At 67.5% G+C, this 24,558-nt stretch carries 27 protein-coding genes; 20 read left to right on the top strand and 7 right to left on the bottom strand.

All coding sequences use genetic code 11. The features are described 5' to 3' along the window. Positions 1 to 11: 11 nt before the first annotated feature. Entirely contained in the window at positions 12 to 1,193 is a 1,182-nt protein-coding gene (locus G6N20_RS19450) for an acyl-CoA dehydrogenase (RefSeq protein ID WP_083048581.1), read from the bottom strand. A gap of 151 nt (positions 1,194 to 1,344) precedes the next feature. Here G6N20_RS19450 and G6N20_RS19455 point away from each other — a divergent pair, with 151 nt between their 5' ends. From G6N20_RS19455 to G6N20_RS19510, 12 genes are all read left to right on the top strand, one after another. Then, complete coding sequence (locus G6N20_RS19455) at positions 1,345 to 1,536, top strand: ferredoxin (protein WP_083048579.1); 192 nt, start codon at positions 1,345 to 1,347, stop codon at positions 1,534 to 1,536. A 23-nt stretch (positions 1,537 to 1,559) separates the two neighbouring features. Further along, positions 1,560 to 2,474: a 3-oxoacyl-ACP reductase gene (locus tag G6N20_RS19460; protein WP_083048577.1), complete on the top strand. Its 915-nt coding sequence runs from the start codon at positions 1,560 to 1,562 to the stop codon at positions 2,472 to 2,474. A gap of 237 nt (positions 2,475 to 2,711) precedes the next feature. Further along, positions 2,712 to 3,476, top strand: coding sequence for an MlaE family ABC transporter permease (locus tag G6N20_RS19465; protein WP_083048575.1), 765 nt, complete (start codon positions 2,712 to 2,714; stop codon positions 3,474 to 3,476). A gap of 48 nt (positions 3,477 to 3,524) precedes the next feature. After that, a complete protein-coding gene (locus G6N20_RS19470; RefSeq protein ID WP_083048573.1) occupies positions 3,525 to 4,367 on the top strand; it encodes an MlaE family ABC transporter permease in 843 nt (280 codons plus the stop codon). An 8-nt stretch (positions 4,368 to 4,375) separates the two neighbouring features. Continuing rightward, positions 4,376 to 5,578 (top strand): MCE family protein, encoded by a 1,203-nt coding sequence (locus G6N20_RS19475; protein ID WP_083048571.1) that lies wholly within the window; start codon positions 4,376 to 4,378, stop codon positions 5,576 to 5,578. Next, entirely contained in the window at positions 5,578 to 6,630 is a 1,053-nt protein-coding gene (locus G6N20_RS19480; protein WP_083048569.1) for a virulence factor Mce family protein, read from the top strand. Before G6N20_RS19475 ends, G6N20_RS19480 begins: the two co-directional genes overlap by 1 nt. Beyond that, on the top strand, positions 6,620 to 7,681 hold the full coding sequence (locus tag G6N20_RS19485) for a virulence factor Mce family protein (RefSeq protein ID WP_083048567.1): 1,062 nt from the start codon (positions 6,620 to 6,622) through the stop codon (positions 7,679 to 7,681). The genes G6N20_RS19480 and G6N20_RS19485 overlap by 11 nt, the downstream gene beginning before the upstream one ends. Then, the gene (locus G6N20_RS19490) at positions 7,678 to 9,093 is read left to right on the top strand and encodes a virulence factor Mce family protein (protein WP_083048565.1); all 1,416 of its coding nucleotides are present in this window, start codon (positions 7,678 to 7,680) and stop codon (positions 9,091 to 9,093) included. The genes G6N20_RS19485 and G6N20_RS19490 overlap by 4 nt, the downstream gene beginning before the upstream one ends. Continuing rightward, positions 9,090 to 10,244: a virulence factor Mce family protein gene (locus tag G6N20_RS19495; protein ID WP_083048563.1), complete on the top strand. Its 1,155-nt coding sequence runs from the start codon at positions 9,090 to 9,092 to the stop codon at positions 10,242 to 10,244. Before G6N20_RS19490 ends, G6N20_RS19495 begins: the two co-directional genes overlap by 4 nt. Before the next feature lie 10 nt (positions 10,245 to 10,254). Continuing rightward, positions 10,255 to 11,940, top strand: coding sequence for a virulence factor Mce family protein (locus G6N20_RS19500; RefSeq protein ID WP_083048561.1), 1,686 nt, complete (start codon positions 10,255 to 10,257; stop codon positions 11,938 to 11,940). Next, positions 11,937 to 12,668 carry a mammalian cell entry protein gene (locus G6N20_RS19505; protein WP_083048559.1) on the top strand — a complete coding sequence of 244 codons (732 nt, stop codon included), beginning with the start codon at positions 11,937 to 11,939 and terminating at the stop codon, positions 12,666 to 12,668. The genes G6N20_RS19500 and G6N20_RS19505 overlap by 4 nt, the downstream gene beginning before the upstream one ends. Next, complete coding sequence (locus G6N20_RS19510) at positions 12,668 to 13,159, top strand: YfgM family protein (RefSeq protein WP_083048556.1); 492 nt, start codon at positions 12,668 to 12,670, stop codon at positions 13,157 to 13,159. The genes G6N20_RS19505 and G6N20_RS19510 overlap by 1 nt, the downstream gene beginning before the upstream one ends. On the opposite strand, the gene G6N20_RS19515 is transcribed toward G6N20_RS19510, so the two are convergent. The 4 genes from G6N20_RS19515 to G6N20_RS19530 all read right to left on the bottom strand — a co-directional run bounded on the left by G6N20_RS19515 (position 13,156) and on the right by G6N20_RS19530 (position 15,846). Further along, on the bottom strand, positions 13,156 to 13,734 hold the full coding sequence (locus tag G6N20_RS19515; RefSeq protein WP_083048554.1) for a hypothetical protein: 579 nt from the start codon (positions 13,732 to 13,734) through the stop codon (positions 13,156 to 13,158). The genes G6N20_RS19510 and G6N20_RS19515 overlap by 4 nt on opposite strands. Positions 13,735 to 13,821: 87 nt before the next feature. After that, positions 13,822 to 15,300: an alpha,alpha-trehalose-phosphate synthase (UDP-forming) gene (locus G6N20_RS19520; protein WP_083048552.1), complete on the bottom strand. Its 1,479-nt coding sequence runs from the start codon at positions 15,298 to 15,300 to the stop codon at positions 13,822 to 13,824. After that, positions 15,301 to 15,462, bottom strand: coding sequence for a hypothetical protein (locus G6N20_RS19525; RefSeq protein WP_142272046.1), 162 nt, complete (start codon positions 15,460 to 15,462; stop codon positions 15,301 to 15,303). An 81-nt stretch (positions 15,463 to 15,543) separates the two neighbouring features. After that, a complete protein-coding gene (locus G6N20_RS19530; RefSeq protein WP_083048550.1) occupies positions 15,544 to 15,846 on the bottom strand; it encodes a PadR family transcriptional regulator in 303 nt (100 codons plus the stop codon). 348 nt (positions 15,847 to 16,194) lie between these two features. Between G6N20_RS19530 and G6N20_RS19535 the strand changes: the two genes are divergently transcribed. Further along, entirely contained in the window at positions 16,195 to 17,388 is a 1,194-nt protein-coding gene (locus G6N20_RS19535) for an APC family permease (protein ID WP_232065548.1), read from the top strand. Here the strand turns inward: G6N20_RS19535 and G6N20_RS19540 are convergent. Continuing rightward, complete coding sequence (locus G6N20_RS19540; RefSeq protein ID WP_083048604.1) at positions 17,360 to 17,803, bottom strand: DoxX family protein; 444 nt, start codon at positions 17,801 to 17,803, stop codon at positions 17,360 to 17,362. The genes G6N20_RS19535 and G6N20_RS19540 overlap by 29 nt on opposite strands. 174 nt (positions 17,804 to 17,977) lie before the next feature. Between G6N20_RS19540 and G6N20_RS19545 the strand changes: the two genes are divergently transcribed. The 5 genes from G6N20_RS19545 to G6N20_RS19565 all read left to right on the top strand — a co-directional run bounded on the left by G6N20_RS19545 (position 17,978) and on the right by G6N20_RS19565 (position 21,170). Then, positions 17,978 to 18,919, top strand: a complete 942-nt coding sequence (locus G6N20_RS19545; RefSeq protein ID WP_083048546.1) for an enoyl-CoA hydratase — start codon at positions 17,978 to 17,980, stop codon at positions 18,917 to 18,919. Between the two features lie 108 nt (positions 18,920 to 19,027). Further along, positions 19,028 to 19,861 (top strand): SDR family oxidoreductase, encoded by an 834-nt coding sequence (locus G6N20_RS19550; RefSeq protein WP_083048545.1) that lies wholly within the window; start codon positions 19,028 to 19,030, stop codon positions 19,859 to 19,861. A gap of 85 nt (positions 19,862 to 19,946) precedes the next feature. Beyond that, positions 19,947 to 20,210 carry a type II toxin-antitoxin system Phd/YefM family antitoxin gene (locus tag G6N20_RS19555; RefSeq protein ID WP_232065381.1) on the top strand — a complete coding sequence of 88 codons (264 nt, stop codon included), beginning with the start codon at positions 19,947 to 19,949 and terminating at the stop codon, positions 20,208 to 20,210. A gap of 4 nt (positions 20,211 to 20,214) precedes the next feature. Continuing rightward, the gene (locus G6N20_RS19560; RefSeq protein WP_083048543.1) at positions 20,215 to 20,664 is read left to right on the top strand and encodes a type II toxin-antitoxin system VapC family toxin; all 450 of its coding nucleotides are present in this window, start codon (positions 20,215 to 20,217) and stop codon (positions 20,662 to 20,664) included. A 101-nt stretch (positions 20,665 to 20,765) separates the two neighbouring features. After that, on the top strand, positions 20,766 to 21,170 hold the full coding sequence (locus G6N20_RS19565) for a hypothetical protein (protein WP_083048541.1): 405 nt from the start codon (positions 20,766 to 20,768) through the stop codon (positions 21,168 to 21,170). Between the two features lie 45 nt (positions 21,171 to 21,215). On the opposite strand, the gene G6N20_RS19570 is transcribed toward G6N20_RS19565, so the two are convergent. Further along, on the bottom strand, positions 21,216 to 22,766 hold the full coding sequence (locus tag G6N20_RS19570; protein ID WP_083048539.1) for an LCP family protein: 1,551 nt from the start codon (positions 22,764 to 22,766) through the stop codon (positions 21,216 to 21,218). Between the two features lie 243 nt (positions 22,767 to 23,009). Between G6N20_RS19570 and G6N20_RS19575 the strand changes: the two genes are divergently transcribed. Both G6N20_RS19575 and G6N20_RS19580 read left to right on the top strand, forming a co-directional pair. Then, positions 23,010 to 23,681 carry an LppP/LprE family lipoprotein gene (locus G6N20_RS19575; RefSeq protein ID WP_083048537.1) on the top strand — a complete coding sequence of 224 codons (672 nt, stop codon included), beginning with the start codon at positions 23,010 to 23,012 and terminating at the stop codon, positions 23,679 to 23,681. Between the two features lie 53 nt (positions 23,682 to 23,734). Then, positions 23,735 to 24,478: a DUF2510 domain-containing protein gene (locus G6N20_RS19580; RefSeq protein ID WP_083048535.1), complete on the top strand. Its 744-nt coding sequence runs from the start codon at positions 23,735 to 23,737 to the stop codon at positions 24,476 to 24,478. Positions 24,479 to 24,558 lie beyond the last annotated feature (80 nt).

Genomic DNA, 24,558 nt, shown 5'->3' on the forward strand with positions numbered 1-24,558 from the left:
TCCGGTACGGCTCAGCGGTTGGCTCGCGGCAGGCCCAGCGCGACCATGCCGATGATGTCGCGCTGCACTTCGTTGGTGCCGCCCCCGAAGGTCAGGATCAGGCAGGCCCGGTGCATCCGCTCGACCCGCCCGCGCAGCAACGCGCCCGGCGAATCCTGACGCAGCGTGGCCGCGGTGCCCAGCACCTCCATCAACAGCCGGTACGCCTCGGTGGCCAGCTCGGTGCCGAACACCTTGGCGGCCGACGCATCGGCCGGTGAGGGGGCCGCGCCGGGCGATGACGCCAGCTCCCAGTTGATCAGCTTGAGCACCTCGGCCTTGGCGTGTACCCGAGCCAGGTTGAGCTGCACCCATTCCGCGTCGATGAGCCGGGCGCCGCCATCGTCCTTGGTGTTTTGCGCCCACTCGCGGACCTCGCGCAGGCACAAGAAGATCGGCGCCGGCGACACCAGCGCGACCCGCTCATGGTTGAGCTGGTTGGTCACCAGCTTCCAGCCGGCGTTCTCCTCGCCGACCAGGTTGGTCACCGGCACCCGCACGTCGGAGTAGTAGGTGGCGCTAGTGTCGGGGCCGGCCATGGTGTGCACCGGGGTCCAGGAGAAGCCCTGCGCGGTGGTCGGCACGATCAGCACCGAGATGCCGCGGTGTTTTTTGGCGTCGGGGTTGGTGCGCACCGCCAGCCACACATAGTCGGCGTACTGGATCAGGCTGGTCCACATCTTCTGGCCGTTGATCACGTAATCGTCGCCGTCGCGCACCGCGGTGGTGCGCAGGTTGGCCAGGTCGGTGCCGGCGCCTGGCTCGGAGTAGCCGATGGAGAAGTGCAGCTCCCCGGCGGCGATCCGGGGCAGGAAGAACTTCTTCTGCTCATCGGTGCCGTAGGCCATGATCGTGGGCGCCACGCTGTTGATCGTCAGGAACGGCACCGGCGCACCGGCGATGGCCGCCTCGTCGGTGAAGATCAGCTGGTCCATCGCGGAGCGGTCCTGGCCGCCGTACTCCTTGGGCCAGCCCAGGGCGAGCCAACCGTCGCGGCCCATCTGGGCGACCGTTTCGCGGTACACGTTGCCCTTGCCGTATTCGCCCTGCACCGAGCTGAGTGCCTCGCGGCGTTCCGGCGTCATCAGCCGGGTGAAGTAGGACCGCAGCTCGCGCCGCAGCTCCTCCTGTTCGGGGGTGTAACCGATGCGCATTCCAGCCGCCTTTGCTGTACCCGGTGCTCTTCCCGGTTGTAACACGTTCTAGTCTTGGAATCCAGCGACCGTATCGTTAGACAGTACGCAGGCCTATGGTGGTGCTAGATACTGATCAACAAAGCCCCAGCCCAGGCCTAAGGAGAGTGCCGTGCGAGTAATTGTGGACCGTGACCGGTGTGAAGGTAATGCGGTGTGCTTGGGGATTGCGCCGGATATCTTCGACCTGGACGACGAGGACTACGCCGTCGTGAAGCTCGATCCGATCCCCGCTGAGCAGGAGGAGCTGGCCGAGCAGGCGATCGTTGAATGTCCGCGCGCAGCCCTACTGCGCGAGGACTGAACCGAAACTAGAGGTATTCATAATTGATTAGCGACGCGAACGCGGCCGAGCTCTCCGGAAAGGTGGCGGTGGTCACCGGGGCGGCCGCCGGACTGGGCCGCGCCGAAGCCATCGGTCTGGCCCGGATGGGCGCCACCGTCGTCGTCAACGACATCGCGACCGCCCTGGACGCCTCCGACGTGGTCGACGAGGTCGCCGCAACCACCGGCGGCAAGGCGGTCGCGGTGGCGGGCGACATCAGCCAACGGGCAACGGCTGACGAACTGGTCGCCACCGCCGACGGGCTGGGCGGGCTGGACATCGTGGTGAACAACGCGGGCATCACCCGCGACCGGATGCTGTTCAACATGACCGACGAGGACTGGGACCAGGTGATCGCCGTGCATCTGCGCGGCCATTTCCTGCTCACCCGCAACGCGGCGACCTACTGGCGCGCCAAGGCTAAGCAAGCCAGCGACGGCGTCGTCTACGGCCGGCTGGTCAACACCTCGTCGGAGGCGGGCCTGGTCGGCCCGGTGGGACAGGCCAACTACGCCGCCGCCAAGGCCGGCATCACCGCGCTCACCCTGTCGGCGGCGCGGGCGCTGGGCCGCTACGGGGTGTGCGCCAACGTGATCTGCCCGCGGGCTCGCACCGCGATGACGGCCGAGGTCTTCGGCGACGCTCCCGACGACGGTCTGGTCGACCCGTTGTCGCCGGAGCACGTGGTGACCCTGGTGCAGTTCCTGGCCTCCCCGGCGGCCGCGGACGTCAACGGCCAGCTGTTCATCGTCTACGGCCCGCAGGTGATGTTGGTCTCGGCCCCATGCCTGGAGCATCGGTTCACCGCCGACGGCTCGGCGTGGGAGCCCGCCCAGCTGAGCGCCACGTTGCGGGACTACTTTGCTGGGCGGGATCGCGAGGTTGGCTTTTCGGCGACCGGGCTGATGGTTCAGTGAGGGGTATCGGGAACTTTCCCGGGCGGCTCGGCGGTAGCTAGAACACGTGTCAGAATGGCCTCACTGCATGGGGCTTAACCAGCGAAATTGCTGCGGTTGACCGGGAAACAGGGTTCATTGACATGGTGAAGTCATTCTGGGTTAATATGAGCCGGCCCACACCGAGCAGCGGGTAAACCCGGGACGCGTACAGAGGATTCACAGACTTCGCCGCCAGCAACAGACGGGGGGACCAGGTTGATCCAACAACTTGCGGTTCCGGCCCGGGCCGTCGGTGGGTTCTTCGAGATGTCGATGGACACCTTGCGCGGCATTTTCCGTCGACCGTTTCAGTTCCGTGAGTTCCTGGATCAGACCTGGATGGTGGCCCGCGTGTCGTTGGTCCCGACGCTGCTGGTCTCCATCCCATTCACGGTGCTGGTCGCGTTCACGCTCAACATCCTGCTGCGCGAAATCGGGGCCGCCGACCTGTCCGGCGCCGGAACCGCGTTCGGCACCATCACCCAGTTGGGCCCGGTGGTCACCGTGCTGGTGGTGGCCGGCGCCGGTGCCACCGCGATCTGCGCCGACCTGGGCGCGCGCACCATCCGGGAGGAGATCGACGCCATGCGGGTGCTGGGCATCGATCCGATCCAACGGCTCGTGGTGCCCAGGGTGCTGGCGTCCACGTTGGTGGCGTTGTTGCTCAACGGCTTGGTGTGCGCCATCGGGCTATCCGGCGGCTACGTGTTCTCCGTCTTTCTGCAAGGGGTCAATCCCGGTGCGTTCGTCAACGGGTTGACCGTGCTGACCGGGCTGCGCGAGCTGGTGCTTGCCGAAGTCAAGGCGCTGCTGTTCGGGGTGATGGCCGGGTTGGTGGGCTGTTACCGCGGTCTGACCGTTAAGGGTGGGCCCAAGGGCGTCGGCAATGCCGTCAACGAAACCGTCGTCTACGCGTTCATCTGCCTTTTCGTCATCAATGTGGTGATGACCGCCATCGGCGTGCGAATCTCGGCGAAGTGAGCAGATGCCGGTAACACGCGATGGCGAGCGGGCGATGGTGAGTATGCGATGAGCTACGACGCCACTATCCGCTTTCGCCGATTCATGTCGCGGCTGCAGGGGCCGGTCGACAATTTCGGGGAGCAGGCGCTGTTTTTCGGCGAAACCGTGCGCTACGTCCCCAACGCCATCACCCGGTATCGCAAGGAGACCATCCGGCTGGTTGCCGAGATGACGCTGGGCGCGGGCGCGCTGGTCATGATCGGCGGCACGGTCGGGGTCGCGGCCTTCCTGACGCTGGCATCCGGTGGGGTGATCGCCGTGCAGGGTTATTCGTCGCTGGGCGACATCGGTATCGAGGCGCTGACCGGATTCCTGTCGGCCTTCCTGAATGTCCGTGTGGTCGCGCCGGTCATCGCCGGCATCGCCCTGGCGGCCACCATCGGCGCCGGGGCCACCGCGCAGTTGGGCGCCATGCGGGTCTCCGAGGAGATCGACGCCGTCGAGTGCATGGCGGTGCACTCGGTGTCGTACCTGGTGTCGACCCGGCTGATCGCCGGCCTGGTCACCATCATTCCGCTGTATTCGCTGTCGGTGCTCGCCGCGTTTTTCGCGGCCCGCTTCACCACCGTGTTCATCAACGGGCAGTCCGCGGGCCTCTACGACCACTACTTCAACACCTTCCTCATCCCATCCGACCTGTTGTGGTCGTTCGCCCAGGCCATCGTGATGTCCATCGCGGTGATGCTGGTGCACACCTACTACGGCTACAACGCCACCGGCGGTTCGGTGGGCGTGGGTGTCGCCGTCGGTCAGGCGGTGCGGACTTCCCTGATCGTCGTCGTGGTCATTACCCTGTTCATCTCGCTAGCCGTGTACGGCGCGTCCGGTAACTTCAACCTCTCCGGGTAGGGACGACGATGTCAGCAGGCCGATCACGACGCACCGCGGTGCGGCTGGCGGCGGCGGTGCTGGCCGGATTGCTGGCGGCCGCGGTGACGCTGACGTACCTGGCCTACACCGCCGCGTTCACATCCACCGACACCGTCACGGTCTCGTCGCCGAGGGCCGGGCTGGTGATGGAACGGGGCGCCAAGGTCAAGTACCGCGGGGTGCAGGTCGGTACGGTCAAGGACATCAGCTACAGCGGCGACCAAGCGCGGCTGAAGCTGGCCATCAACAGCGGCGAGCTGGGTTTCATCCCTTCCAACGCGAAGGTGCGCATCGCGGGCAACACCCTCTTCGGCGCCAAGTCGGTGGAATTCCTTGCGCCCGCAGCGCCGTCGCCGACCCCGCTGCGTCCGGGCGCTCGGGTTGAGGTGTCGGCGGTGCAGCTGGAAGTCAACACGCTGTTCCAGTCGCTCATCGACCTGCTGCACAAGATTGACCCGGTCGAAACGAACGGGACGTTGAGCGCGTTTTCCGAGGGCCTGCGCGGCCACGGCGATGACGTGGGCGCGTTGCTGTCGGGGCTGAATACGCTGACGCGCCAAGCCAACCCGAAGCTGCCCGCCTTGCAGGAGGACTTCCGCAAGGCTGGGATCGTGACTGACATCTACGCCGCCGCCGCCGCCGACCTGAACACGGTGTTCAGCAACCTGCCGACGATCAACAAGACGGTCGTCGACCAACAGAACAACCTCAACGCCACGCTGTTGGCCACGATCGGCCTGGCCAACAACGCCTATGAGACGTTGGCGCCGGCCGAGCAGAACTTCATCGATGCCATCAACCGGCTGCGCGCCCCGCTCAAGGTGGCCGCCGACTACTCCCCGGAATTCGGCTGCCTGTTCCGCGGTATCGCGCGCGGCGTCCGGGAGTTCGCCCCGTTGATCGGTGTCCGCAAGGCCGGCCTGTTCACGTCGTCGAGCTTCGTGCTGGGTGCGCCGTCGTACACCTATCCGGAGAGCTTGCCGATCGTCAACGCCTCCGGCGGGCCTAATTGCCGCGGGCTGCCCGATATCCCGACCAAGCAGACCGGCGGGTCGTTTTACCGCGCGCCGTTCCTGGTCACCGACAACGCCAACATTCCCTACCAGCCGTTCACCGAACTGCAGGTGGACGCGCCCTCGACGCTGCAGTTCCTCTTCAACGGCGCCTTCGCGGAACGGGACGACTTCTGATGGCGGGCTCGGGCGTGCCGTCGCACCGGTCAATGCTGGTCAAGGTCAGCGTCTTCGCGGTGGCCATGTTGCTGGTGGCGGCGGCACTGGTGGTGGTTTTCGGGGACTTCCGGTTCGGGCCCACCAACGTCTACCACGCAACCTTCACCGACGCCTCGCGGCTGAAGGCGGGCCAGAAGGTCCGCATCGCTGGGGTGCCGGTGGGTTCGGTGAAGGCGGTCAAGCTCAACCCCGACCACAGCGTCGACGTGGCGTTCGCGGTCGACCGCAGCTACACGGTGTACTCGTCGACACGCGCGGTGATCCGGTACGAAAACCTGGTCGGTGACCGGTTCCTAGAGATCACGTCGGGGCCGGGCGAACTGCGGAAGCTGCCGCCGGGGAGCACCATCAACATCGCGCACACCCAGCCCGCCCTGGATCTCGATGCGCTGCTGGGTTGGCTCAAGCCGGTGCTCAAAGGCTTTGACGCGGACAAGATCAACACCATCACCGGTGCCATCATCGAATTGCTGCAGGGCCAGGGTGGTGCGTTGGCGGACGTGGTGGCCAACACCAGCGCGTTCTCGTCGGCGCTGGGCAAACGCGACCAGCTCATCGGCGAGGTGATCACCAACCTCAACACGGTGCTGGGCACCGTCGACGCCAAGAGCGCGCAATTTTCCGCCAGCATTGATCAGTTGCAGCAGCTGATCAGCGGCCTGGCCAACAACCGGGATTCGATCGCGGGCGCCATCGGACCGCTGGCTTCGACGACGACGGATCTCACTGAGCTGCTGAGAAATTCGCGCCGGCCGTTGCAGGGCATCCTGGAAAACGCCCGCCCGCTGGCCACCGAGCTGGACGATCGGAAAGCCGAGATCAACAACGACGTCGAGCAGCTCGGCGAGGACTATCTGCGGTTGGCCGCGCTCGGCGCCTACGGGGCGTTCTTCAACATCTACTTCTGCACGGTGACGATCAAGATCAACGGACCGGCCGGCAGCGATATCCTGCTGCCGATCGGTGGCCAGCCGGATCCCAGCAAGGGGAGGTGCGCTTTTGCCAAGTAGCAAGCACGACCGTGACCCGTTGCGTACCGGCGTTTTCGGCCTGGTGTTGGTGGTCTGCGTGGTCCTGATCGCGTTCGGCTACAGCGGATTGCCGTTTTGGCCGCAGGGTAAAACCTACGACGCGTATTTCACCGACGCCGGTGGCCTCACGCCCGGCAACAACGTTTACGTCTCGGGTATCAAGGTGGGCACGGTGTCGGCGGTAAGCCTGGCCGGAGACAGCGCCAAGGTCAGCTTCAGCGTGGACCGGCACATCGTCATCGGCGACCAATCGTTGGCCGCGATCCGCACCGACACCATCCTTGGCGAGCGCTCCGTCGCGGTGAGTCCGGCCGGCAGCGGCCAGGCGACCACCATCCCGCTGAGCCGGACCACCACGCCCTACACGCTCAACGGGGTGCTGCAGGATTTGGGGCGCAACGCGAACGACCTGGACAAGCCGCAGTTCGAGCACGCCCTGGCCGTGTTTGTCGGTGCCCTGCATGACGTCACCCCGCAGTTGCGTGGCGCCTTGGACGGGTTGACGTCGTTGTCGCGCGCCCTGAATCGTCGCGACGAGGCGCTGCAAGGCCTGCTGTCGCACGCCAAGTCGGTGACCGCGGTGCTGGCCCAACGCGCCGCACAGGTCGACAAGCTGGTCGACGACGGTAACCAACTGTTTGCCGCGTTGGATGCGCGGCGTGCCGCGCTGAGCGCGCTGATCTCCGGGATCGACGATGTCGCGGCACAGATTTCCGGCTTTGTCGCCGACAACCGTAAGGAGTTCGGCCCGGCGCTGAGCAAGCTCAACGTGGTGCTGGCCAACCTCAACGAGCGCCGCGACTACATCACCGAGGCCCTCAAGAGGCTGCCCACCTACGCGACCACGCTGGGTGAGGTGGTTGGCTCGGGACCCGGATTCAACGTCAACGTCTACAGTGTGCTGCCGGGTCCGTTGGTGGCTTCCGTGTTCGACCTGGTCTTCCAGCCCGGCAAGCTGCCGGACAGCCTCGCCGACTACCTGCGCGGGTTCATCCAGGAACGCTGGATCATCAGGCCCAAGTCGCCATGATCAGGCGGATCGCCGGCAGCCGCGGGCTGCGCTACGTCACCGCGATCGCGCTGGTCGCGGCGCTGGCGGGGGGCGTGTACGTAGCGACGGCCACCGGCAACACCCGCACCATCGTGGGCTACTTCACCTCCGCCGTCGGGCTTTATCCCGGTGATGACGTCCGCGTCCTGGGGGTGCCGGTGGGCCGGGTCGACACGATCCAACCGCGCCCGTCCGACGTCAAGATCACCATGTCGGTATCCAAGGACGTCAAGGTGCCCCTGGACGCGCAGGCCGTGATCATGGCGCCGAATCTGGTGGCGGCCCGGTTCATCCAACTCACCCCGGCGTACACCGGGGGGGCGGTGCTGCCCGACGGTGCCAGCATCCAGCTGGATCGCACGGCCGTGCCGGTGGAGTGGGACGAGGTGAAGGAGGCGCTGACCCAACTGTCCGCCGACCTGAGCCCGGCGGTGGGGGAGATGCACGGGCCGCTGGGCGATGCGATCAACCAGGCCGCGGAAACCCTGGACGGCAATGGCGACTCGTTCCGCACCGCCCTGCGCGAGCTTGCGCAGGTCGCCGGGCGGCTGGGGGATTCGCGCAGCGACCTGTTCGGCACGGTGAAGAACCTGCAGATCCTGGTGGACGCGCTAGCCGAGAGCAACGAGCAGATCGTGCAGTTCGCCGGGCACGTGGCCGCGGTGTCGCAGGTGCTCGCCGACAGTTCGCGCAACCTGGACCACACCTTGGGCACGCTCAACCAGGCGTTGTCGGATATCCGAGGGTTTTTGCACGAGAACAACTCGACGTTGATCGAGACGGTCAACCAGCTCGACGACTTCGCCCAGACGTTGAGTGACCAGAGCGAGAACCTTGAACAGGTGCTGCACGTGGCGGGCCCGGGGATCGCCAACTTCTACAACATCTATGACCCCGCGCAGGGCACCCTGAACGGTCTGTTGTCGATACCCAACTTCGCCAATCCCGTGCAATTCATCTGCGGTGGTTCCTTCGACACCGCCGCCGGGACCTCGGCGCCCGACTACTACCGGCGGGCCGAGCTTTGTCGTGAGCGGCTGGGGCCGGTGTTGCGCCGGCTCACCATGAACTACCCGCCGATCATGTTCCACCCGCTCAACACGATCACGGCGTACAAGGGTCAGATCATCTACGACACCCCGGCCACCCAGGCCAAGTCGGAGACACCTGTTCCGGAGCTGACCTGGATACCGGCTCACGGGTCGGCACCAGCGCCGGTGACGGCGAACCAGACGGATCTGCAGAGCCTGCTGGTCCCGCAAATCCCGGGCTACGGCCCGCCCCCCGGCCCGGCCCCGGCCGCCGCGAGCACCGACCCGGCGCCCGCGTTGCCGAGTCCGGCACCCACCCCGGCGCCCGCGTTGCCGGCCGAGCAGGTGGGTGGCGGATGAAGCGAATCTGGTTGCGCGGCGGGGCGGTCGCGGCGGGCAGCGTGCTGCTGGTGGGCTGCCAGTATGGCGGGCTGAACTCGTTGCCGCTGCCCGGCACCGCCGGGCACGGTGAAGGTGCGTACTCGGTCATCGTCGAACTGGCCGACGTGGCGACGCTGCCGCAGAACTCGCCGGTCATGGTCGACGACGTCACCGTCGGCAGTGTGGCCGGCATCGAGGCCGTGCAGCGGCCCGACGGATCGTTTTATGCCGCGGTGCGGCTGGACCTGGACAAGAATGTGGTGCTGCCGGCCAACGCGGTCGCGAAGGTTTCCCAGACGTCGCTGCTGGGCTCGATGCATGTCGAGCTGGCCGCACCCACCGATCGACCCCCGAAGGGCAGGCTGGTCGACGGGGCGCGCATCGCCGAGTCCAACACCAGCCGGGCGCCCACCACCGAGGAGGTGTTCTCGGCCACCGGGGTCGTGGTCAACAAGGGCAATGTCGGTGCGTTGGAAGAGATCATCGACGAGGCCTACCAAGCGGTGGCGGGCCGGCAGGCCCAATTCGTCGACCTGGTTCCCAGGCTTGCGGAGTTGACGGCGGGGCTAAACCGTCAGGTCGACGACATCGTCAACGCGTTGGAGGGGCTGAACCGATTCTCGGCGATTTTGGCGCGCGAGAAGGACAGCCTGGGCCGGGCACTGGACACTCTTCCGGAAGCGGTTCGGGTGCTGAACAAGAACCGGGACCGTATCGTGGACGCGTTCGCCGCGCTCAAGCGGCTGGCGATGGTCACCTCGAACGTGCTCGCTAAGACCAAGGTGGATTTCGCCGAGGACCTCAAGGGCTTGTATTCGGTCGCCAAGGCCCTCAACGACGACCGCAAGGATTTCGTCACCTCGTTGCAGCTGTTGTTGACGTTCCCGTTCCCCAACTTCGGCATCAAGCAGGCGGTGCGGGGCGACTACCTCAACGTGTTCACCACGTTCGACCTGACTTTGCGCCGGATCGGTGAGACGTTCTTCACCACGTCCTATTTCGACCCGAACATGGCGCACATGGCCGAAATCATCAACCCGCCGGACTTTTTGATCGGCGAATTGGCCAACCTGTCTGGGCAAGCCGCGGACCCGTTCACGATTCCGCCCGGCACGGCGTCAGGACGGTAGGGGTCCGCAGATGATCGACCGACTCACCAAGGTTCAGCTCTCCATCTTCGCGGTGATCACCGTGATCACCGTGACCGTGATGGCGATCTTTTATCTGCGCCTGCCCGCCACGTTCGGGCTCGGAACCTACGGCGTGAGCGCCGATTTCGTCGCCGGTGGCGGTCTGTACAAGAACGCCAACGTCACCTACCGCGGGGTCGCGGTGGGGCGGGTGGAGTCGGTGCGGCTCAATCCTCATGGCGTCACCGCGGAAATGCGGCTGAACAGCGGGACGGCCATTCCGTCGAACGTGATCGCCACCGTGCGCAGCGTTTCGGCCATCGGCGAGCAGTACGTCGACCTGGTGCCGCCCGAAAGGGCGTCGTCGACCAAGTTGCGCAACGGTTCCCGGATCGATCGGGAAAACACCCGAATCGGCCAGGAGGTGGCGGGCCTGCTGCTTGAGGCCGAGAAGCTGGTCGCTAGCATCAGCAACACCCGGCTGCAGGATCTCTTGCGCGAGGCGTTCGCCGCGACCAATGGCTCCGGCCCGGAACTGGCCCGGCTGGTCGAATCGGCCCGGTTGCTGGTGGATGAGGCCAACGCCAACTACCCGCAGGTTTCGCAGTTGATCGATCAGGCCGGTCCGTTCCTGCAGGCGCAGATCCGCGCCGGTGAGGACATCAAGTCAGTCGCCGACGGCCTGGCGCGATTTACCTCCGAGGTCCGTCGGGCCGACCCACGGCTGCGCGACACGTTGGCCACCGCCCCGGATGCGATCGACGAAGCCAGCACCGCCTTTTCCGGCATCCGCCCCTCGTTCCCGGCGTTGGCGGCCAGCCTGGCCAACCTGGGCCGGGTGGGTGTGATCTACCACAGGTCGATCGAACAATTGCTGGTGGTTCTGCCGGCGCTGTTCGCGGCGATCATCACCTCGGCGGGCGGGGTGCCCCAGGACGAAGGGGCCAAGCTGGACTTCAAGATCGACCTCAACGACCCGCCGCCGTGCAATACCGGCTTCCTACCCCCGCCGCTGATCCGCTCGCCGGCCGACGAGACGCTGCGCGAGATCCCCAAGGACATGTACTGCAAGACGGCGCAGAACGACCCCAGCACCGTGCGCGGCGCCCGCAACTACCCGTGCCAGGAATTCCCCGGCAAGCGGGCCCCGACGGTGCAGCTCTGTCGCGACCCGCGTGGCTATGTGCCGATCGGCACCAACCCGTGGCGGGGTCCGCCTATCCCATATGGCACACCGGTAACGGATGGGCGAAACATTCTGCCGCCCAACAAGTTCCCGTTCGTTCCCCCAGGCGCGGATCCGGACCCGGGCACTCCGATTGTCGGGCCGCCCCCGCCGGGTGTGACACCGGGTCCGGGGCCGGCGCCGCATCAGCCGGCCCAGCCCGCGCCGCCGCCCAATGACAATGGGCCGCCCCCGCCGTTCACATCGTGGATGCCGCCGGGATACCCGCCGGAACCGCCCCAGGTTCCGTACCCGGCGACCATCGCGCCGCCGCCACCACCGGAAGGCACCGGTCCGGCGCCCGGCCCGCAACCGCAGGCCAGCGGACCGGCGTACACCATCTATGACCACATCACCGGAGCCTTCCCGGACCCGGCGGGTGGCACTGGTATCTTCGCGCCTGGTATCAGCGGCGCATCCAGCGCCGAGAATTGGGTGGACCTCATGCTTGCTCCGAAGCCGCGGTTGTGAACTGCGCCGACACCGAACGGCAGTCGACGCCGCACCGCGTGCGGCGGCGGGCGACCCGTGCGGCCGGCCCCGCGAAGGAAGGGTCGAGCGGTGGCGCGGCGGGTGTCGCGACGGTCAGGGCCGCCGTCCAGCCCGACGCCCCAGCCCGGTCCGCGCGCACAGCCGGGTCGGCCATGTCGGTCACCACCGTTCGGCCGCCGCCACGGCGGCCGCCTCATCGGGCCCTGGTGGCGTGGGTTTCGCTGACCGCCGGTCTGCTGGTGCTGGCCGCGCTGGCCGTCTGTGTTCAGCGGCTGGTGGTAGCACACCGGGAGGCGGACGCCGAGCGGGCCCGCCAGCAGCGGTTCGTCGACACCGCCACGCAGATGGTGGTCAACATGTTCAGCTACACACCGGACACCGTCGACGAGTCCGTCAACCGGTTCGTCAACGGGACCAGCGGGCCGCTGCGCGGCATGCTCAGCGCCAACAACAACGTCGACAACCTCAAGGGCCTCTTCCGCGCCACCCATGCGACCTCGGAGGCCGTCGTCAACGGTGCCGCCCTGGAAGGTATCGACGAGATCAGCGACAACGCGTCGGTGTTGGTGTCGGTGCGGGTGACGGTCGCCGACATCGACGGCGTCAACAAGCCGTCCATGCCGTACCGGCTGCGGGTCATCGTGCACGAGGACGAATCGGGACGGATGACCGGCTACGACCTGAAGTACCCCGACGGGGGCAATTGATGGGGTGGCGGCGGTGGCTGCTGTCGGTCGCCGGCTGCCTGCTGGTGGCCGTGGTGGTGGGGCTGTCCGCGCTGGCCGGCTGGTTCTACTGGGACCGGGTGCAGACCCGGGGCGAACAGGCGGCGCGGGCGGTGTTGCCCCAGCTGGCCGCGCGGGCGATCCCCCAGGTCTTCGGCTACGACTACCAGACCGTCGAACGCAGTCTCAGCGAGGCGTATCCGCTGCTGACGCCCGACTATCGCCAGGAGTTCCAGAAGAGTGCCAATGCGCAGATCATTCCGGAGGCCAAGAAACGTGAGGTGGTGGTGCAGGCCAACGTCGTCGGTGTGGGCGTCATGGCCGCCACCCGCAATTCGGCGTCGGTGATGGTCTACCTGAACCGCACGGTGACCGACAAGACACGGCAGCCGCTGTACGACGGCAGCCGACTGCGGGTGGACTTCCAACGGATCCACGGCAAGTGGCTGATCGCCTACATCACACCGATCTAGTAGCACATCGCAATGTTGTTGCAGTACAACGGGTAACGTTCGACCGGGCTGGGCGGGGGCCCGACCAGCTGCAGCGAGAAGGGTTGCTTGCTCATCTGCGGCTGCAGACCACAGACGGCGCCGTGCAGGGTGGTATGCGTCCCGGTGAGCGTGGTGTCGTCGAACGCGTAGGTTTCGGTGGACGGCGCGGTGCTGCCGTCCGGGCATAGCACGCCCTCGGGCTGAGTCACCTGGAAGGTCCACAGGACGCTGGACAGCCGGGCCCGGCCGCTGAAATTCTGCAGCTTGTCCTGGCGGCTGAGCTGTCGAGGTGTGGTGCTGACGATGTTCAGCGCACATTGGAACGCCCAGGTGACCGGGTCGGAGTAGTCGTTCATGTTGCGGGTTCCGGATGGTTGATCGCACAGCGCCGTGATCGTCCAGGTAACCCCGGAGACGCCGGCCTGGTTGAAGGCGTAGTTGCCGTCCGGCGGGGGTGCGACCGCGCGCGCCGGTTGGCCTGACTCCAATGCAATTCCGGATGCCACGGCCACGGCGATCGCCGCGCCCGCGGCCAGCCCGCGACGGATGTGCACGCCGTTCTCCCTTCACGCTGAGGCGCTGCATTGAGTATCACAGCGTTCGGGCGGCAACACCATGGTCTGCCCGGTTGGCGGCAACGGTTAACCGGAACCCTTCGGGTGCGCCTCGGCAAGCGCGTCGAGGAACGACCGTGCCCAGCGGTCCACGTCGTGAGTGAGCACCTGGCGGCGCAGCGCCCGCATCCGGCGCCGGCCTTCCTCGACGGACTGGTGCAGCGCCGCCTCGATCACATCCTTGACCCCCTCCAGGTCGTGCGGGTTGCACAGATAGGCCTGGCGGAGTTCGGCGGCGGCCCCGGTGAATTCGGACAGCACCAGGGCCCCGCCCAAGTCGCTGCGGCAGGCGATGTACTCCTTGGCCACCAGGTTCATCCCGTCGCGCAGCGGGGTAACCAGCATGACGTCGGCGGCCACGAAGAACGCGATGAGTTCGTCGCGGGGCACGGGACGGTGCAGGTAGTGCACCACCGGGTGGCCGACCTCGCCGTACTCGCCGTTGATGTGGCCGACCTGGCGCTCGATGTCGTTGCGCAGCATCCGGTAGCCCTCGACGCGTTCGCGGCTGGGCGTGGCCAGCTGGACCAGCACGGTGTCGTCGCGCTTGGCTCGGCCCTCGGCGAGCAGCTCGGCGAAGGCGTTCAGCCGGACGTCGATGCCCTTGGTGTAGTCGAGTCGGTCGACGCCGAGCAAAACCTTGCGGGGGTTGCCGAGCTCGGCGCGAATCTCCCGGGCCCGGCGCCGGACGGCGCGGTCGCGGGCCGCCTGGTCAAGCGCGCCGGAGTCGATGGAGATAGGGAAGGCGCCCACCCGGACGGCGCGGGATGGCAGCTGCACCTCACCGAAGCGTGAGCGCACCCCGACCGCGCCGCGCGAGGTGTTGGCGCCGGCCAGGCGTCGGGACAGGAACAGGAAATTCTGGGCGCCGCCGGCCAGGTGGAAGCCCACCAGGTCGGCCCCGAGCAGGCCTTCGATGATCTCGGTGCGCCACGGTAGCTGCATGAACAGCTCGATCGGCGGAAACGGGATGTGCAGAAAGAAACCGATGGTCAGATCGGGTCGCATGGTGCGCAGCATCTGCGGCACCAGCTGTAGCTGGTAGTCCTGCACCCACACGGTTCCGCCGTCAGCGGCCGCACCTGACGTGGCTTCGGCGAACCGGCGATTGACGTCGACATAGCGTTCCCACCATTCCCGGTGATAGGTCGGCTTGACCACGACGTCGTGGTACAGCGGCCACAGCGTGGCATTGGAGAATCCCTCGTAGTACTCGGCCACGTCGTCCGCGGACAACCGCACCGGTTGCAGTCGCAAGCCCTCTTGCACGATGGGCGTCTCGTCGCCGTCGACCGAGCCGGGCCAGCCGACCCAGGCCCCGCGTCGTCGGCGCAGCAGCGGCTCGAGGGCGGTGACCAGGCCCCCGGGGCTGCGCTTCCAGCTCGTGGTGCCGTCGGGAAGTCGCTCCAGATCGACCGGCAGCCGGTTGGCGACCACCACGAAATCGGAGTCCCCGGAGGTCTGCGAACTCGTGTCCTCCAAGGCGTGGCCTCCCTGGGAAGGCATTTAGCTCTCGGGTTTCGCCGGCCCAATACCGAGCATGGACAAGAAGATGCGGCACTCGTCGGCGTCGTTCGCGTACGCCGCGACGACCCGCCTGGCCTGGCCGGCGGTGCTGTCGGCCAGGGGTTCCACATCACCGATATCTTGGTCAGATTTGGTAGGCATTACCCAACTGTAAGCCACGGCCGGGGTGCGTCGGCGGGCGTCCGCCGGGGCCCGGGTGAGGGGGCACCCGGGGGGATGCGGTCAGCTTTGGTCGCCGAGAACTTCCCGGGCCAGCTCCCGAAGCGCCCGTCGATCCTCGTTCAGCGCCGTCCGGCCCGCCGGGGTTGCCCGGTAGACGCGGCGCGTGCGGCCGTCGACGACCTGCTGCCGGGACACCAGCAGACCGTCGGCCTCCAGCCGGTGCAGGGTCGGATACAACGTGCCCGGGCTGACCCGGTAGCCATGACGGCTGAGCTCCTCGGTCAGCCAGGCGCCATGCACCTCGGCGGCCGCGGCGTGGTACAGGATGTGCAGCCGGACCGCCGCGCGCCGAAACTCCCGCATGGGTCAACACCACTTCCGCGCGCTGACGTCACCGATATCGGGTTGCGATTCTACGACGAGCGGAGGCCACACCGGTGGAGCTCCCTTGCCGACGGCGACGGGCTCGCGGCGGTAGCCGCGTTGCGGTCGTGAGTCGGGCGGCGATACTCCGTCCGCGATATCGGAGGCCGATGTGTCGCGTACCGTGGCGCGAGAGCGCCGATGCCGCGCCATCGCGGCGTGATCCATCAGCGTCGTTATCCGAGAGGAGGTCGGGTGGCCGACCAGCTACCGGCGGCCGCGGCCGAGGCCGGGGATCTGCGGCGACGCCTCGGGGTCGGCGATGCGGTCGTGGTCGGGTTGGGCGCGATGATCGGTGCCGGGATTTTCGCGGCGCTCGCGCCGGCGGCCCGCGCGGCGGGGTCGGGGCTGCTCGTCGGGCTGGCGGTGGCCGCGGTGATCGCCTACTGCAATGCGACGTCCTCGGCGCGCCTGGCCGCCCGGTATCCGACCTCCGGCGGCTCATATGTGTATGGGCGCGAGCGGCTCGGCGAATTCTGGGGATATCTTGCGGGCTGGTGTTTCGTCGTCGGCAAGACCGCCTCGTGCGCGGCGATGGCGCTGACGGTGGGCGGCTACGCCTGGCCGGGCCACGCCCATGCCGTCGCGGTCGCCGCGGTGATCGCGTTGACCGCGGTCAACTACGGCGGCGTCCACAAGTCGGCCTGGCTCACCCGGATCATCGTGGTCATCGTTCTCGCCGTGCTGGGCGCCGTGGTGGCGGCGGCCTTCGTGTCCGGGCATGCCGATGCGGCGCGACTGACGCTGGGCGGCGAGATCGGGATCGCCGGGGTGCTGCAGGCGGCGGGTTTGTTGTTCTTCGCCTTCGCTGGGTACGCGCGCATCGCGACCCTCGGCGAGGAGGTGCGCGACCCGGCGCGCACCATCCCGCGCGCGATCCCGCTGGCGTTGGCCATCACCCTGATCGTCTACGGCGCCGTGGCGGTCGCCGCGCTGGCCGTGCTGGGGCCGCACCTCCTTGCCCACGCCACGGCGCCGTTGTCCCAGGTGGTGACGGTCGCTGGCGTCCGCTGGCTGGAACCCGTGGTGCGGGCGGGCGCCGCGGTCGCCGCGCTCGGCTCGTTGCTGGCGATGATCTTGGGGGTGTCACGCACCGTGCTGGCGATGGCCCGTGACCGCCATCTGCCGCACCCGCTGGCTGCGGTGCACCCCCGCTTCGCGGTGCCCCATCGCGCCGAGGTCGCGCTCGGCCTGATCGTCGCCGTCGCAGCCGCCACCACCGACGTGCGCTCGGCGATCGGGTTCTCCTCCTTCGGGGTGCTGCTCTACTACGCGGTCGCCAACGCCGCCGCCTGGACGCTGACCCCCGCGGAAAACCGCCCGCCACGGGTCATCCCCCTGGTGGGGCTGCTTGGCTGTCTGGTCCTGGCCGCGACCCTGCCGATGTCGTCGGTGCTGTCCGGCGGGGCGGTGGTGGCCATCGGGGCGGCGATCTACGCGCTGCGTCGCGGGCTCACCCGCGCTCGACGCGGCGCTGGGTGAGTCGCGCATCCAGGGACCAACGGCCGGGGCCCATCCACAGCAGGAAGATCAATCCCAGCAGCATCGATAGGTCGGTCCGCGCGTCGTGGGCCATCCCCCAGAAGCCCTCCACCCCGAGAAATCCGCCGGGCTGCAGCTCTCGGAGCTTGGTCAGCACGATCGCGCCGAGGATGTCGATGAGCAGCGGAACGGCCGCGAAGCGGGTCAACAACCCGAGCAGGACCAAGGTGCCGCAAACGATCTCGACCACCCCGTCGAGGTTGGCGAAGAACGCGGGGGCGGGGATTCCGATCCGTTCGAAGCGCCCCGGCCCCAGCCGATGCGGGTAGAGGAACTTCTGGATTCCCTCGCTGAGAAACACCAAGCCCACCAGCAGCCGAATGCAGATGATTGCGGGCGGCCCCTCGGCGTGCAGCAGTCGCCGCCATGCGCGTCGCGCTGAATCTGTCGCCGCCAACCCGAACACCGATATCGTTTTTCGATCGTTTCCGGGAGTGTACGGCAGGTGGCGCGCACCGCCGCGGGAGGTCCGTCCCATTGGCCCACTGGCCGTAGTCTGTGAACAGCCATGACAAGGTAGGTGGGCGGAATGACGGAACAAGCCGGCAGGCAAGCCGGTTCTAAGGCGGACAGCGCTAGTCCGAAAGAGCTGGTGGAGTACGAGCCCCTCGACGAGGGGCGGATCGCGCGGATCTGGCTCAACCGGCCCGAGACCCACAACGCGCAGAACCGCACCCTGCTGGTCCAGCTCGATGAGGCATTTTGTCGCGCCGAGGCCGACGACACCGTTCGCGTGGTGATTCTGGCGGCGCGCGGCAAGAATTTCTCCGCCGGTCACGACCTGGGCTCGGATGCGGCGTTGTTGGAGCGCAAACCCGGGCCCGCGCAGCATCCGACCTTTCGTTCGCACGGCGGCACCCGGGGCGCGGGCATCGAGAAGACGTATCTGCAGGAGTGGCACTTCTTCTTCCAAAGCACCTGCCGCTGGCGCGATCTGCGCAAGATCACCATCGCCCAGGTGCAGGGCAATGCGATCTCCGCGGGGCTGATGCTGATCTGGGCGTGCGACCTGATCGTCGCGGCCGACAATGCCAGGTTCAGCGACGTGGTCGCGGTACGCCTGGGTATGCCAGGTGTCGAATATTACGCGCACCCTTGGGAATTCGGTCCGCGTAAGGCCAAAGAGTTGCTGTTGACCGGCGATTCGCTGGACGCCGACGAGGCTTACCGGCTGGGCATGGTGTCCAAGGTGTTCCCGCTCGACGAGCTGGCGGACAAGACCTTGGAGTTTGCCCGCCGGATCGCCGAGCGGCCCACGATGGCCGCACTGCTGATCAAAGACTCGGTCAACGCCGCCTCGGACGCGATGGGATTCACCGAGGCGCTGCGGCACGCGTTTCACGTTCACGAGCTGGGACACGCGCATTGGGCCGCCCATAACGAGAACAGGTATCCGCTCGGCCTGCCGCCCGATGTCGAGGATTGGCGCACCCCCAAACCGGCGAAGGTGGCCCGCCGTGATACGCCGTAGCGCAAACAGCCAACAGCAAACGTCGAACGTGAACTCAGGGCGGAAAATCGGCCGAAATCGCGCCGTGATTTCACGTTCGGCGTTCGGCGCACGTTAAGAGGGGCTCACATGCAGCTTTCTTTCCAAGGGCGGACGTATCTGGTCACCGGCGGCGGCAGCGGGATCGGCAAGGGGGTGGCGGCCGGCCTGGTCGCAGCGGGGGCAGCGGTCATGATCGTCGGACGCAACGCCGACAAACTGGCGGCAGCGGTCAAAGAACTCGAAGCTGTCAAGGGCCACGGCGGCGCGATTCGCTACCAGCCCGCCGACATCACCGATGAGGACCAGACCCTGCGTGCGGTGGACGCCGTCACGGCGTGGCACGGCCGGCTACACGGGGTGGTGCACTCCGCGGGCGGCTCGGAGACCATCGGACCCGTCACCCAGCTCAACTCGGCGGCCTGGCGGCGCACGGTCGACCTCAACGTCAACGGCACCATGTACGTGCTCAAGCACTCCGCCCGGGAGTTGGTGCGCGGTGGCGGTGGGTCGTTCGTCGGGATCTCGTCGATCGCGGCCAGCAACACCCATCGCTGGTTCGGCGCCTACGGGGTCACCAAGGCCGCCGTTGACCACCTGATGAAGCTGGCCGCCGACGAACTCGGCCCGTCGTGGGTGCGGGTCAACAGCATCCGTCCGGGCCTGATCCGCACCGAATTGGTCGCTGCGGTGACCGAATCGCCGGAGCTGAGCGCGGACTACCGACTCTGCACGCCATTGCCGCGGGTGGGTGAGGTCGAGGACGTCGCCAACCTGGCTATGTTCTTGCTCAGCGACGCCGCCGGTTGGATCACCGGACAGGTCATCAACGTCGACGGTGGCCACATCTTGCGGCGCGGCCCTGACTTCTCCGCGATGCTGGAACCGGCGTTCGGAGCCGACGGGCTGCGCGGCGTGGTCTGAAGCCTCCCCGCGGACAGCAACGACCGTGAACACGGCCTCCCGTCCCGACGTACAAATTATTGTCCTTCTGTTGTACATTTTTCTCATGGAGGTGGCGGTGAGTGTGTTGCGGGCCGAGCTTGCGACCTGGATCGAGCGGGTCCGTGCCGGCGATGAGGTCATCGTCACCGACCGGGGAACACCGGTAGTTCGGTTGGTGGCCGTGGACAGCGCGCCACTGCTAGAGCAGCTGACCCGGCAGGGTGTGGTGAGTCGACCGCGCTCGGCGGTTCGGCCCACGGCTCGAGGGGCACCACGGGTGCGTGCTCGCGGGTCGGTCTCTGAGCTGGTGAGTGAACAACGCCGCTGACCCTGTGCCGATCGTTTACTTCGACAGCAGCGCGTTCGTCAAACTCCTGGTCGAGGAGGATGACAGCGACATCGCCGCGGCGCTATGGGATGGCTGCGACGCCGCGGTCTCGTCTCGCTTGGCGTACCCGGAGGTGCGTGCGGCGCTGGCGGCTGCCGGCCGTGCCCGGCGCATGGGCGCTGACGAGCAACGCCTCGCCCTGGCCATGTGGGAAGAGTACTGGGCAGCCACCCGGGCGGTAGAGCTGACCCGGGATGTCGCCCACCGCGCCGGGCATTTAGCCACAGCGCATGCGCTGGGTGGCGCCGATGCGGTCCACCTTGCCAGCGTCCTTGCAATCGGGGTCGACGGCACCGTGTTCGCCGTGTGGGACCAGCGGCTCCGCACCGCAGCGCAAGAGGCCGCTGTGGAAGTGGTGCCGAGGCGGCCACGTCAGCCAACAGACGCACCGTGATGCGCGTGCGGCCCACCAACGGATGCACCAATGGGCGGCAAGGCATAGAAGTTGTCGCCGTAACGCACTACCTTGGTAGCACCCCGTGGAAGGAATGAGCGATGCTGATCGGGGCGTCGGCCGTAGCCGTGATCGCCATCACCGCGCTGCTGGTCGGTGTCATCACCGACCGGGCGTTCGTGATCTACCTCTCGATCGGAACGTGCGTCGTCGGGCTGCTGCTGATGGTCGCCGACGCCTGGGCCCGACGGCGCCCCGGCCCGGACGGGCCGGCCCGGCCGGCGGTCACTGGCCAGGCGGGGGTTCACCATCCCCATGCGGTCGAGTTTTTCGACGATGACAGCCTGGTCGACCGCGAACTGGTGCGAGACGAGCGGGTGCTGCATTCCGACACCGGCCCCGGGGAACCCGACCGGTCCAGGGAAGAGGCGCTCGAGACGATCCTGTATGACCATTACCCGGGGGCCAAGCGCCGGCGGAAAACGCTGCCGCGGGCCAACCCATGACCGCTGACGCCGGCGCTCGGCCAGGCCAACGGCTAGGTCAACGTACTAATTCACGCAGGGAACGCCGCCGCCGTCGATGGGCTTGCCCTGATCAGGCGTCGGGTAGGTCGTGCTGGTGCCGCCGCCGTTGTACAGCGGATAGGTGGACGTTGTCGTGGTCGCGGTCGGTTGGGTCTCGTCGGGCGTGGGCAGCGAGAAGTTGGTGTCGACGGTGACGCGGATGTGCCCGGGCGCGATGCTCGGATCCGGTCGGCCGGGGGCGTCGAGGCCAAGCAGGGTCGCCGCGTTGCGGGCGTCGGTCTCCGCGCCGGCACCGTAGGCGATCGTGGTGTCGGTCGGATCGCCGTATGCGTGGTCGCGGACCTCACCCGCGGTGTAGCCCTGCTTTCGCAGCGCGTTGGACACCCGGGTGGCCATACCACTGATGCTCCCGGTGTTGATCACGTCGACGACGGTGGCGGGGTTGGGCTTGGTGGCGGTGCTGGTCGGGGTCGCCGGCGGGGCCGTGCCGAGGGCCGCGGCTATCTCGGCCTTGATCGCGGCCGCGTCGATGATGTTGACGTCCTGGCCGTCGATGTTGTCGTAGCGCACCACTGGCAGCGTGCGAAACTCGACCCGGTTTTCTGCCGGGCCGCCCGCCAAGCCGCCCATCCGGCGGAACAGGTCCTCGTCCCACCCGGCCGACAACACGACGTCCTTGCGGGCCACGGCCATCAGGCTGTCCAGTCGGTCCAGATTGGTGAAGGTGCCCGAGGCCTGCAGTTCCCGCATGACCGACGCCAGGAACGCCTGCTGCCGGTGAGTTCGGTCCAGGTCCCCGTTGTCCAGGCCATGGCGTTGCCGGACGAACGCCAGCGCTTGCGACGCGTTCAACCGCTGGCGCCCGGCCGGGAAGTCGGCACCGGAGTAGGAGTCGTAGACGGCGTGGTTCAAGCACACCTCGACGCCGCCCAGGGTCTGGGCCAAGTCGTAGAACCCGGCCAGGTTGATCTCGGCGAAGTAGTCGATCGGAAGGCCGGTGAGGCTGCGCACCGCGCGCAGCGTCGCGGCCCGTCCGGCCTCGCGGCCCCGGGTCTCCAGTTCTCTTTGGGAGCTCACACCCTGATCGGCGAGCTGCTGCGCGACGTACTGCTTGGTGAGCCCGTACGCCTCTTTGATCTTGATGTGGGTGTATCCGGGAACGCCGTTGAAGGGCACCCAATCGTCGCGAGGAATCGAGAAGGCGACGACTCTGCCGTCGGCGCCGACGTGCACCAGGATCAGGGTGTTGGTGTTGTACCCACCCTGGTCGGAATCGCCGGCATGCAGCTGGTTCAGGATCGACTGGGGCAGGTCGTTGCCTTCTTGGTCTTTGCGCGAGTCCAGCCCGATCAGCAGGATGTTCATGGTGTTGCCGGTGGATCGCGGATCCTGCGCGGTCAGCGCCTGCGAAATGGTGAGGCCGCCCAGGGCACCGTGGGCCACCCAGTACCCCGTTCCGGTCCCCAGCAGCGCCACCGCCGATACCAGTGACATCAAGCTGCGCGCCAGCCGCCTGCGGAACCGAGATGGCTGACGGACGGCACGATGACGAGGGGTGCCCGCCGCGCGCGCCATCACAAGCCCCGACCCAGCACCACCGAACCAGCCGGCACCCGGCCAGCGGTTTGCGGTGATGTCGCTTGCTGCATGACGTCTAGTATGAGGTAGCTTGCTGTGGACCCAACACCCCAGAACGCCCGATGTGGGCAGGCTCACCGTCGGTGTCGGCCCAGCGGCGGCGTCGGCGTGTTTCGGCTACCAGCACGTTCTGGCTACAATTCGCCACGTTCGCGGGGGCTATCGGGATGGGGAGGCACAGTGTCGCACGAGGTGGATCCCGGCTGGCCTCCGCCGGCCGGTGAGCCGTCCGACGATGTCGACACCACCCCGCCGACGGCCGAAAGCCCGTCCGGCCGCACCCTCTGGCTGCTGGCCGTGCTGGTGACGCTGGTGTGCATCGTGGCGATCGTCACGTTCGTCGGCAACAACCGGCGCCCGGGTGCGAACCACGCGCCGGTGACGACGGCGTCGTCCCCGCCGACCTCGGCGGCCCCGGCTTCCACCGCCACCGGCCCGGGCCCGTGCGGACCCGACGAAGCGACCGCGATCGCGGCGGCCCTGGCCAAGCTCCCGCCCGACAGCAAGACCGGTAAGCCGTGGAACAGCACGCCGGAGTCGAGTAACTACAATCCGTGCGCTGAGTTGTCCGCGGTGGTGCTGACGGTGCAGGACGCCACGCGCAGTTCGCCCGACCAGGCGCTGATGTTTCACCGCGGGACGTTCGTGGGGACCGCGACGCCCAAGGCGTACCCCTTCACCCATGTGGAGGGGCCGGCCTCCACCAACAACATTGTGGTGTTGACCTACCGGACGCGGCAGAGCTGTGACGCCTGCGAGGACGGCATCCTGACGACCGTCGGGTTTCGGTGGGAGGGCGACCGTGTGCAGATGCTCGATCGGCCGCCGGAGCTTGTGGATTCGCCGCCGTAGCCTGGGTTGTCGAACCGTATGACCTTGTCCCCGATGCTGAATGGAGCGTAACGGTGCCGACTTCGCCGCCGGCGGGATGGTATGTCGATCCCGGCGGTTCTGGGGGACAACGCTATTGGGATGGCGAGCGCTGGACCACGCATTGCCGGCCGGGCCGTTCGGCGCCGCGATCGCCGTGGTCGGCCATCGCCGATGGCGCGCGTCGGCGCTGGTCGGCAATGCCGGTGGGGCTGCGGTTGACGCTGCTCATCGCGGTGCTGTTGACCCTGGCCGCGGTGGGGTTCGCTGCCTGGACACCGTCGCCGCACGACGATTGGGCGCGGTTGCCGAAGCAGCTCGGCTGCCGGACCCAGGACGGGCCAAGGCCGCCGGGTGGCATCACCGTGGCCGCCGTCGAGGTCAACCATCCTCGAAGCAGCGTGCTGGAGCTGGTGATTCGTTTCGCCCAACCGTTGCCGCAGTCGCCGACGGGTTCGCACACGTCGGGGTTCGTCGGCTATGTCCTGACCTACAGCGTCGCCAACAACGGCAAGAAGTTCGTCGAACTCGGGCCGGAAGACGACACCGATGACCTTTCCATCACCAGCGCGCCGGGGGCGAGCGGCGGTGAAGCATCGATGCGGCCCGACCGCGACACCAATGCCCGCAGGACCGCCCCGGACACCATCCAGGTCTATCTCGACCTGAAGCGGCTGGGGATCGACAATCAAGAGGTGGTGCCCGAACTCACCGTCGAGTCCCGGTTCAACACGCCCTCGATCACCACGGTGCAGTTCGCGACGCAGGTCTGCCGCTAGCCCTGTGGGCAATGCCGGCGCGTCCGAGACATCGGCGGCCATACACCGCCGACGCCACGTCAGCCAGGCGATGGTCCCTT

Source organism: Mycobacterium shinjukuense (assembly GCF_010730055.1).
Lineage (GTDB): Bacteria > Actinomycetota > Actinomycetes > Mycobacteriales > Mycobacteriaceae > Mycobacterium > Mycobacterium shinjukuense.

Bases quoted from the DNA above. Each gene is read 5' to 3' on its own strand.
- G6N20_RS19450 (WP_083048581.1), bottom strand. From the start codon at position 1,193: ATGCGCATCGGTTACACCCCCGAACAGGAGGAGCTGCGGCGCGAGCTG.
- G6N20_RS19470 (WP_083048573.1), top strand. From the start codon at position 3,525: ATGAGCTACGACGCCACTATCCGCTTTCGCCGATTCATGTCGCGGCTG.
- G6N20_RS19475 (WP_083048571.1), top strand. From the start codon at position 4,376: ATGTCAGCAGGCCGATCACGACGCACCGCGGTGCGGCTGGCGGCGGCG.
- G6N20_RS19480 (WP_083048569.1), top strand. From the start codon at position 5,578: ATGGCGGGCTCGGGCGTGCCGTCGCACCGGTCAATGCTGGTCAAGGTC.
- G6N20_RS19490 (WP_083048565.1), top strand. From the start codon at position 7,678: ATGATCAGGCGGATCGCCGGCAGCCGCGGGCTGCGCTACGTCACCGCG.
- G6N20_RS19495 (WP_083048563.1), top strand. From the start codon at position 9,090: ATGAAGCGAATCTGGTTGCGCGGCGGGGCGGTCGCGGCGGGCAGCGTG.
- G6N20_RS19500 (WP_083048561.1), top strand. From the start codon at position 10,255: ATGATCGACCGACTCACCAAGGTTCAGCTCTCCATCTTCGCGGTGATC.
- G6N20_RS19510 (WP_083048556.1), top strand. From the start codon at position 12,668: ATGGGGTGGCGGCGGTGGCTGCTGTCGGTCGCCGGCTGCCTGCTGGTG.
- G6N20_RS19520 (WP_083048552.1), bottom strand. From the start codon at position 15,300: ATGCCTTCCCAGGGAGGCCACGCCTTGGAGGACACGAGTTCGCAGACC.
- G6N20_RS19525 (WP_142272046.1), bottom strand. From the start codon at position 15,462: ATGCCTACCAAATCTGACCAAGATATCGGTGATGTGGAACCCCTGGCC.
- G6N20_RS19530 (WP_083048550.1), bottom strand. From the start codon at position 15,846: ATGCGGGAGTTTCGGCGCGCGGCGGTCCGGCTGCACATCCTGTACCAC.
- G6N20_RS19535 (WP_232065548.1), top strand. From the start codon at position 16,195: ATGATCGGTGCCGGGATTTTCGCGGCGCTCGCGCCGGCGGCCCGCGCG.
- G6N20_RS19545 (WP_083048546.1), top strand. From the start codon at position 17,978: ATGACGGAACAAGCCGGCAGGCAAGCCGGTTCTAAGGCGGACAGCGCT.
- G6N20_RS19550 (WP_083048545.1), top strand. From the start codon at position 19,028: ATGCAGCTTTCTTTCCAAGGGCGGACGTATCTGGTCACCGGCGGCGGC.
- G6N20_RS19555 (WP_232065381.1), top strand. From the start codon at position 19,947: ATGGAGGTGGCGGTGAGTGTGTTGCGGGCCGAGCTTGCGACCTGGATC.
- G6N20_RS19565 (WP_083048541.1), top strand. From the start codon at position 20,766: ATGCTGATCGGGGCGTCGGCCGTAGCCGTGATCGCCATCACCGCGCTG.
- G6N20_RS19570 (WP_083048539.1), bottom strand. From the start codon at position 22,766: ATGGCGCGCGCGGCGGGCACCCCTCGTCATCGTGCCGTCCGTCAGCCA.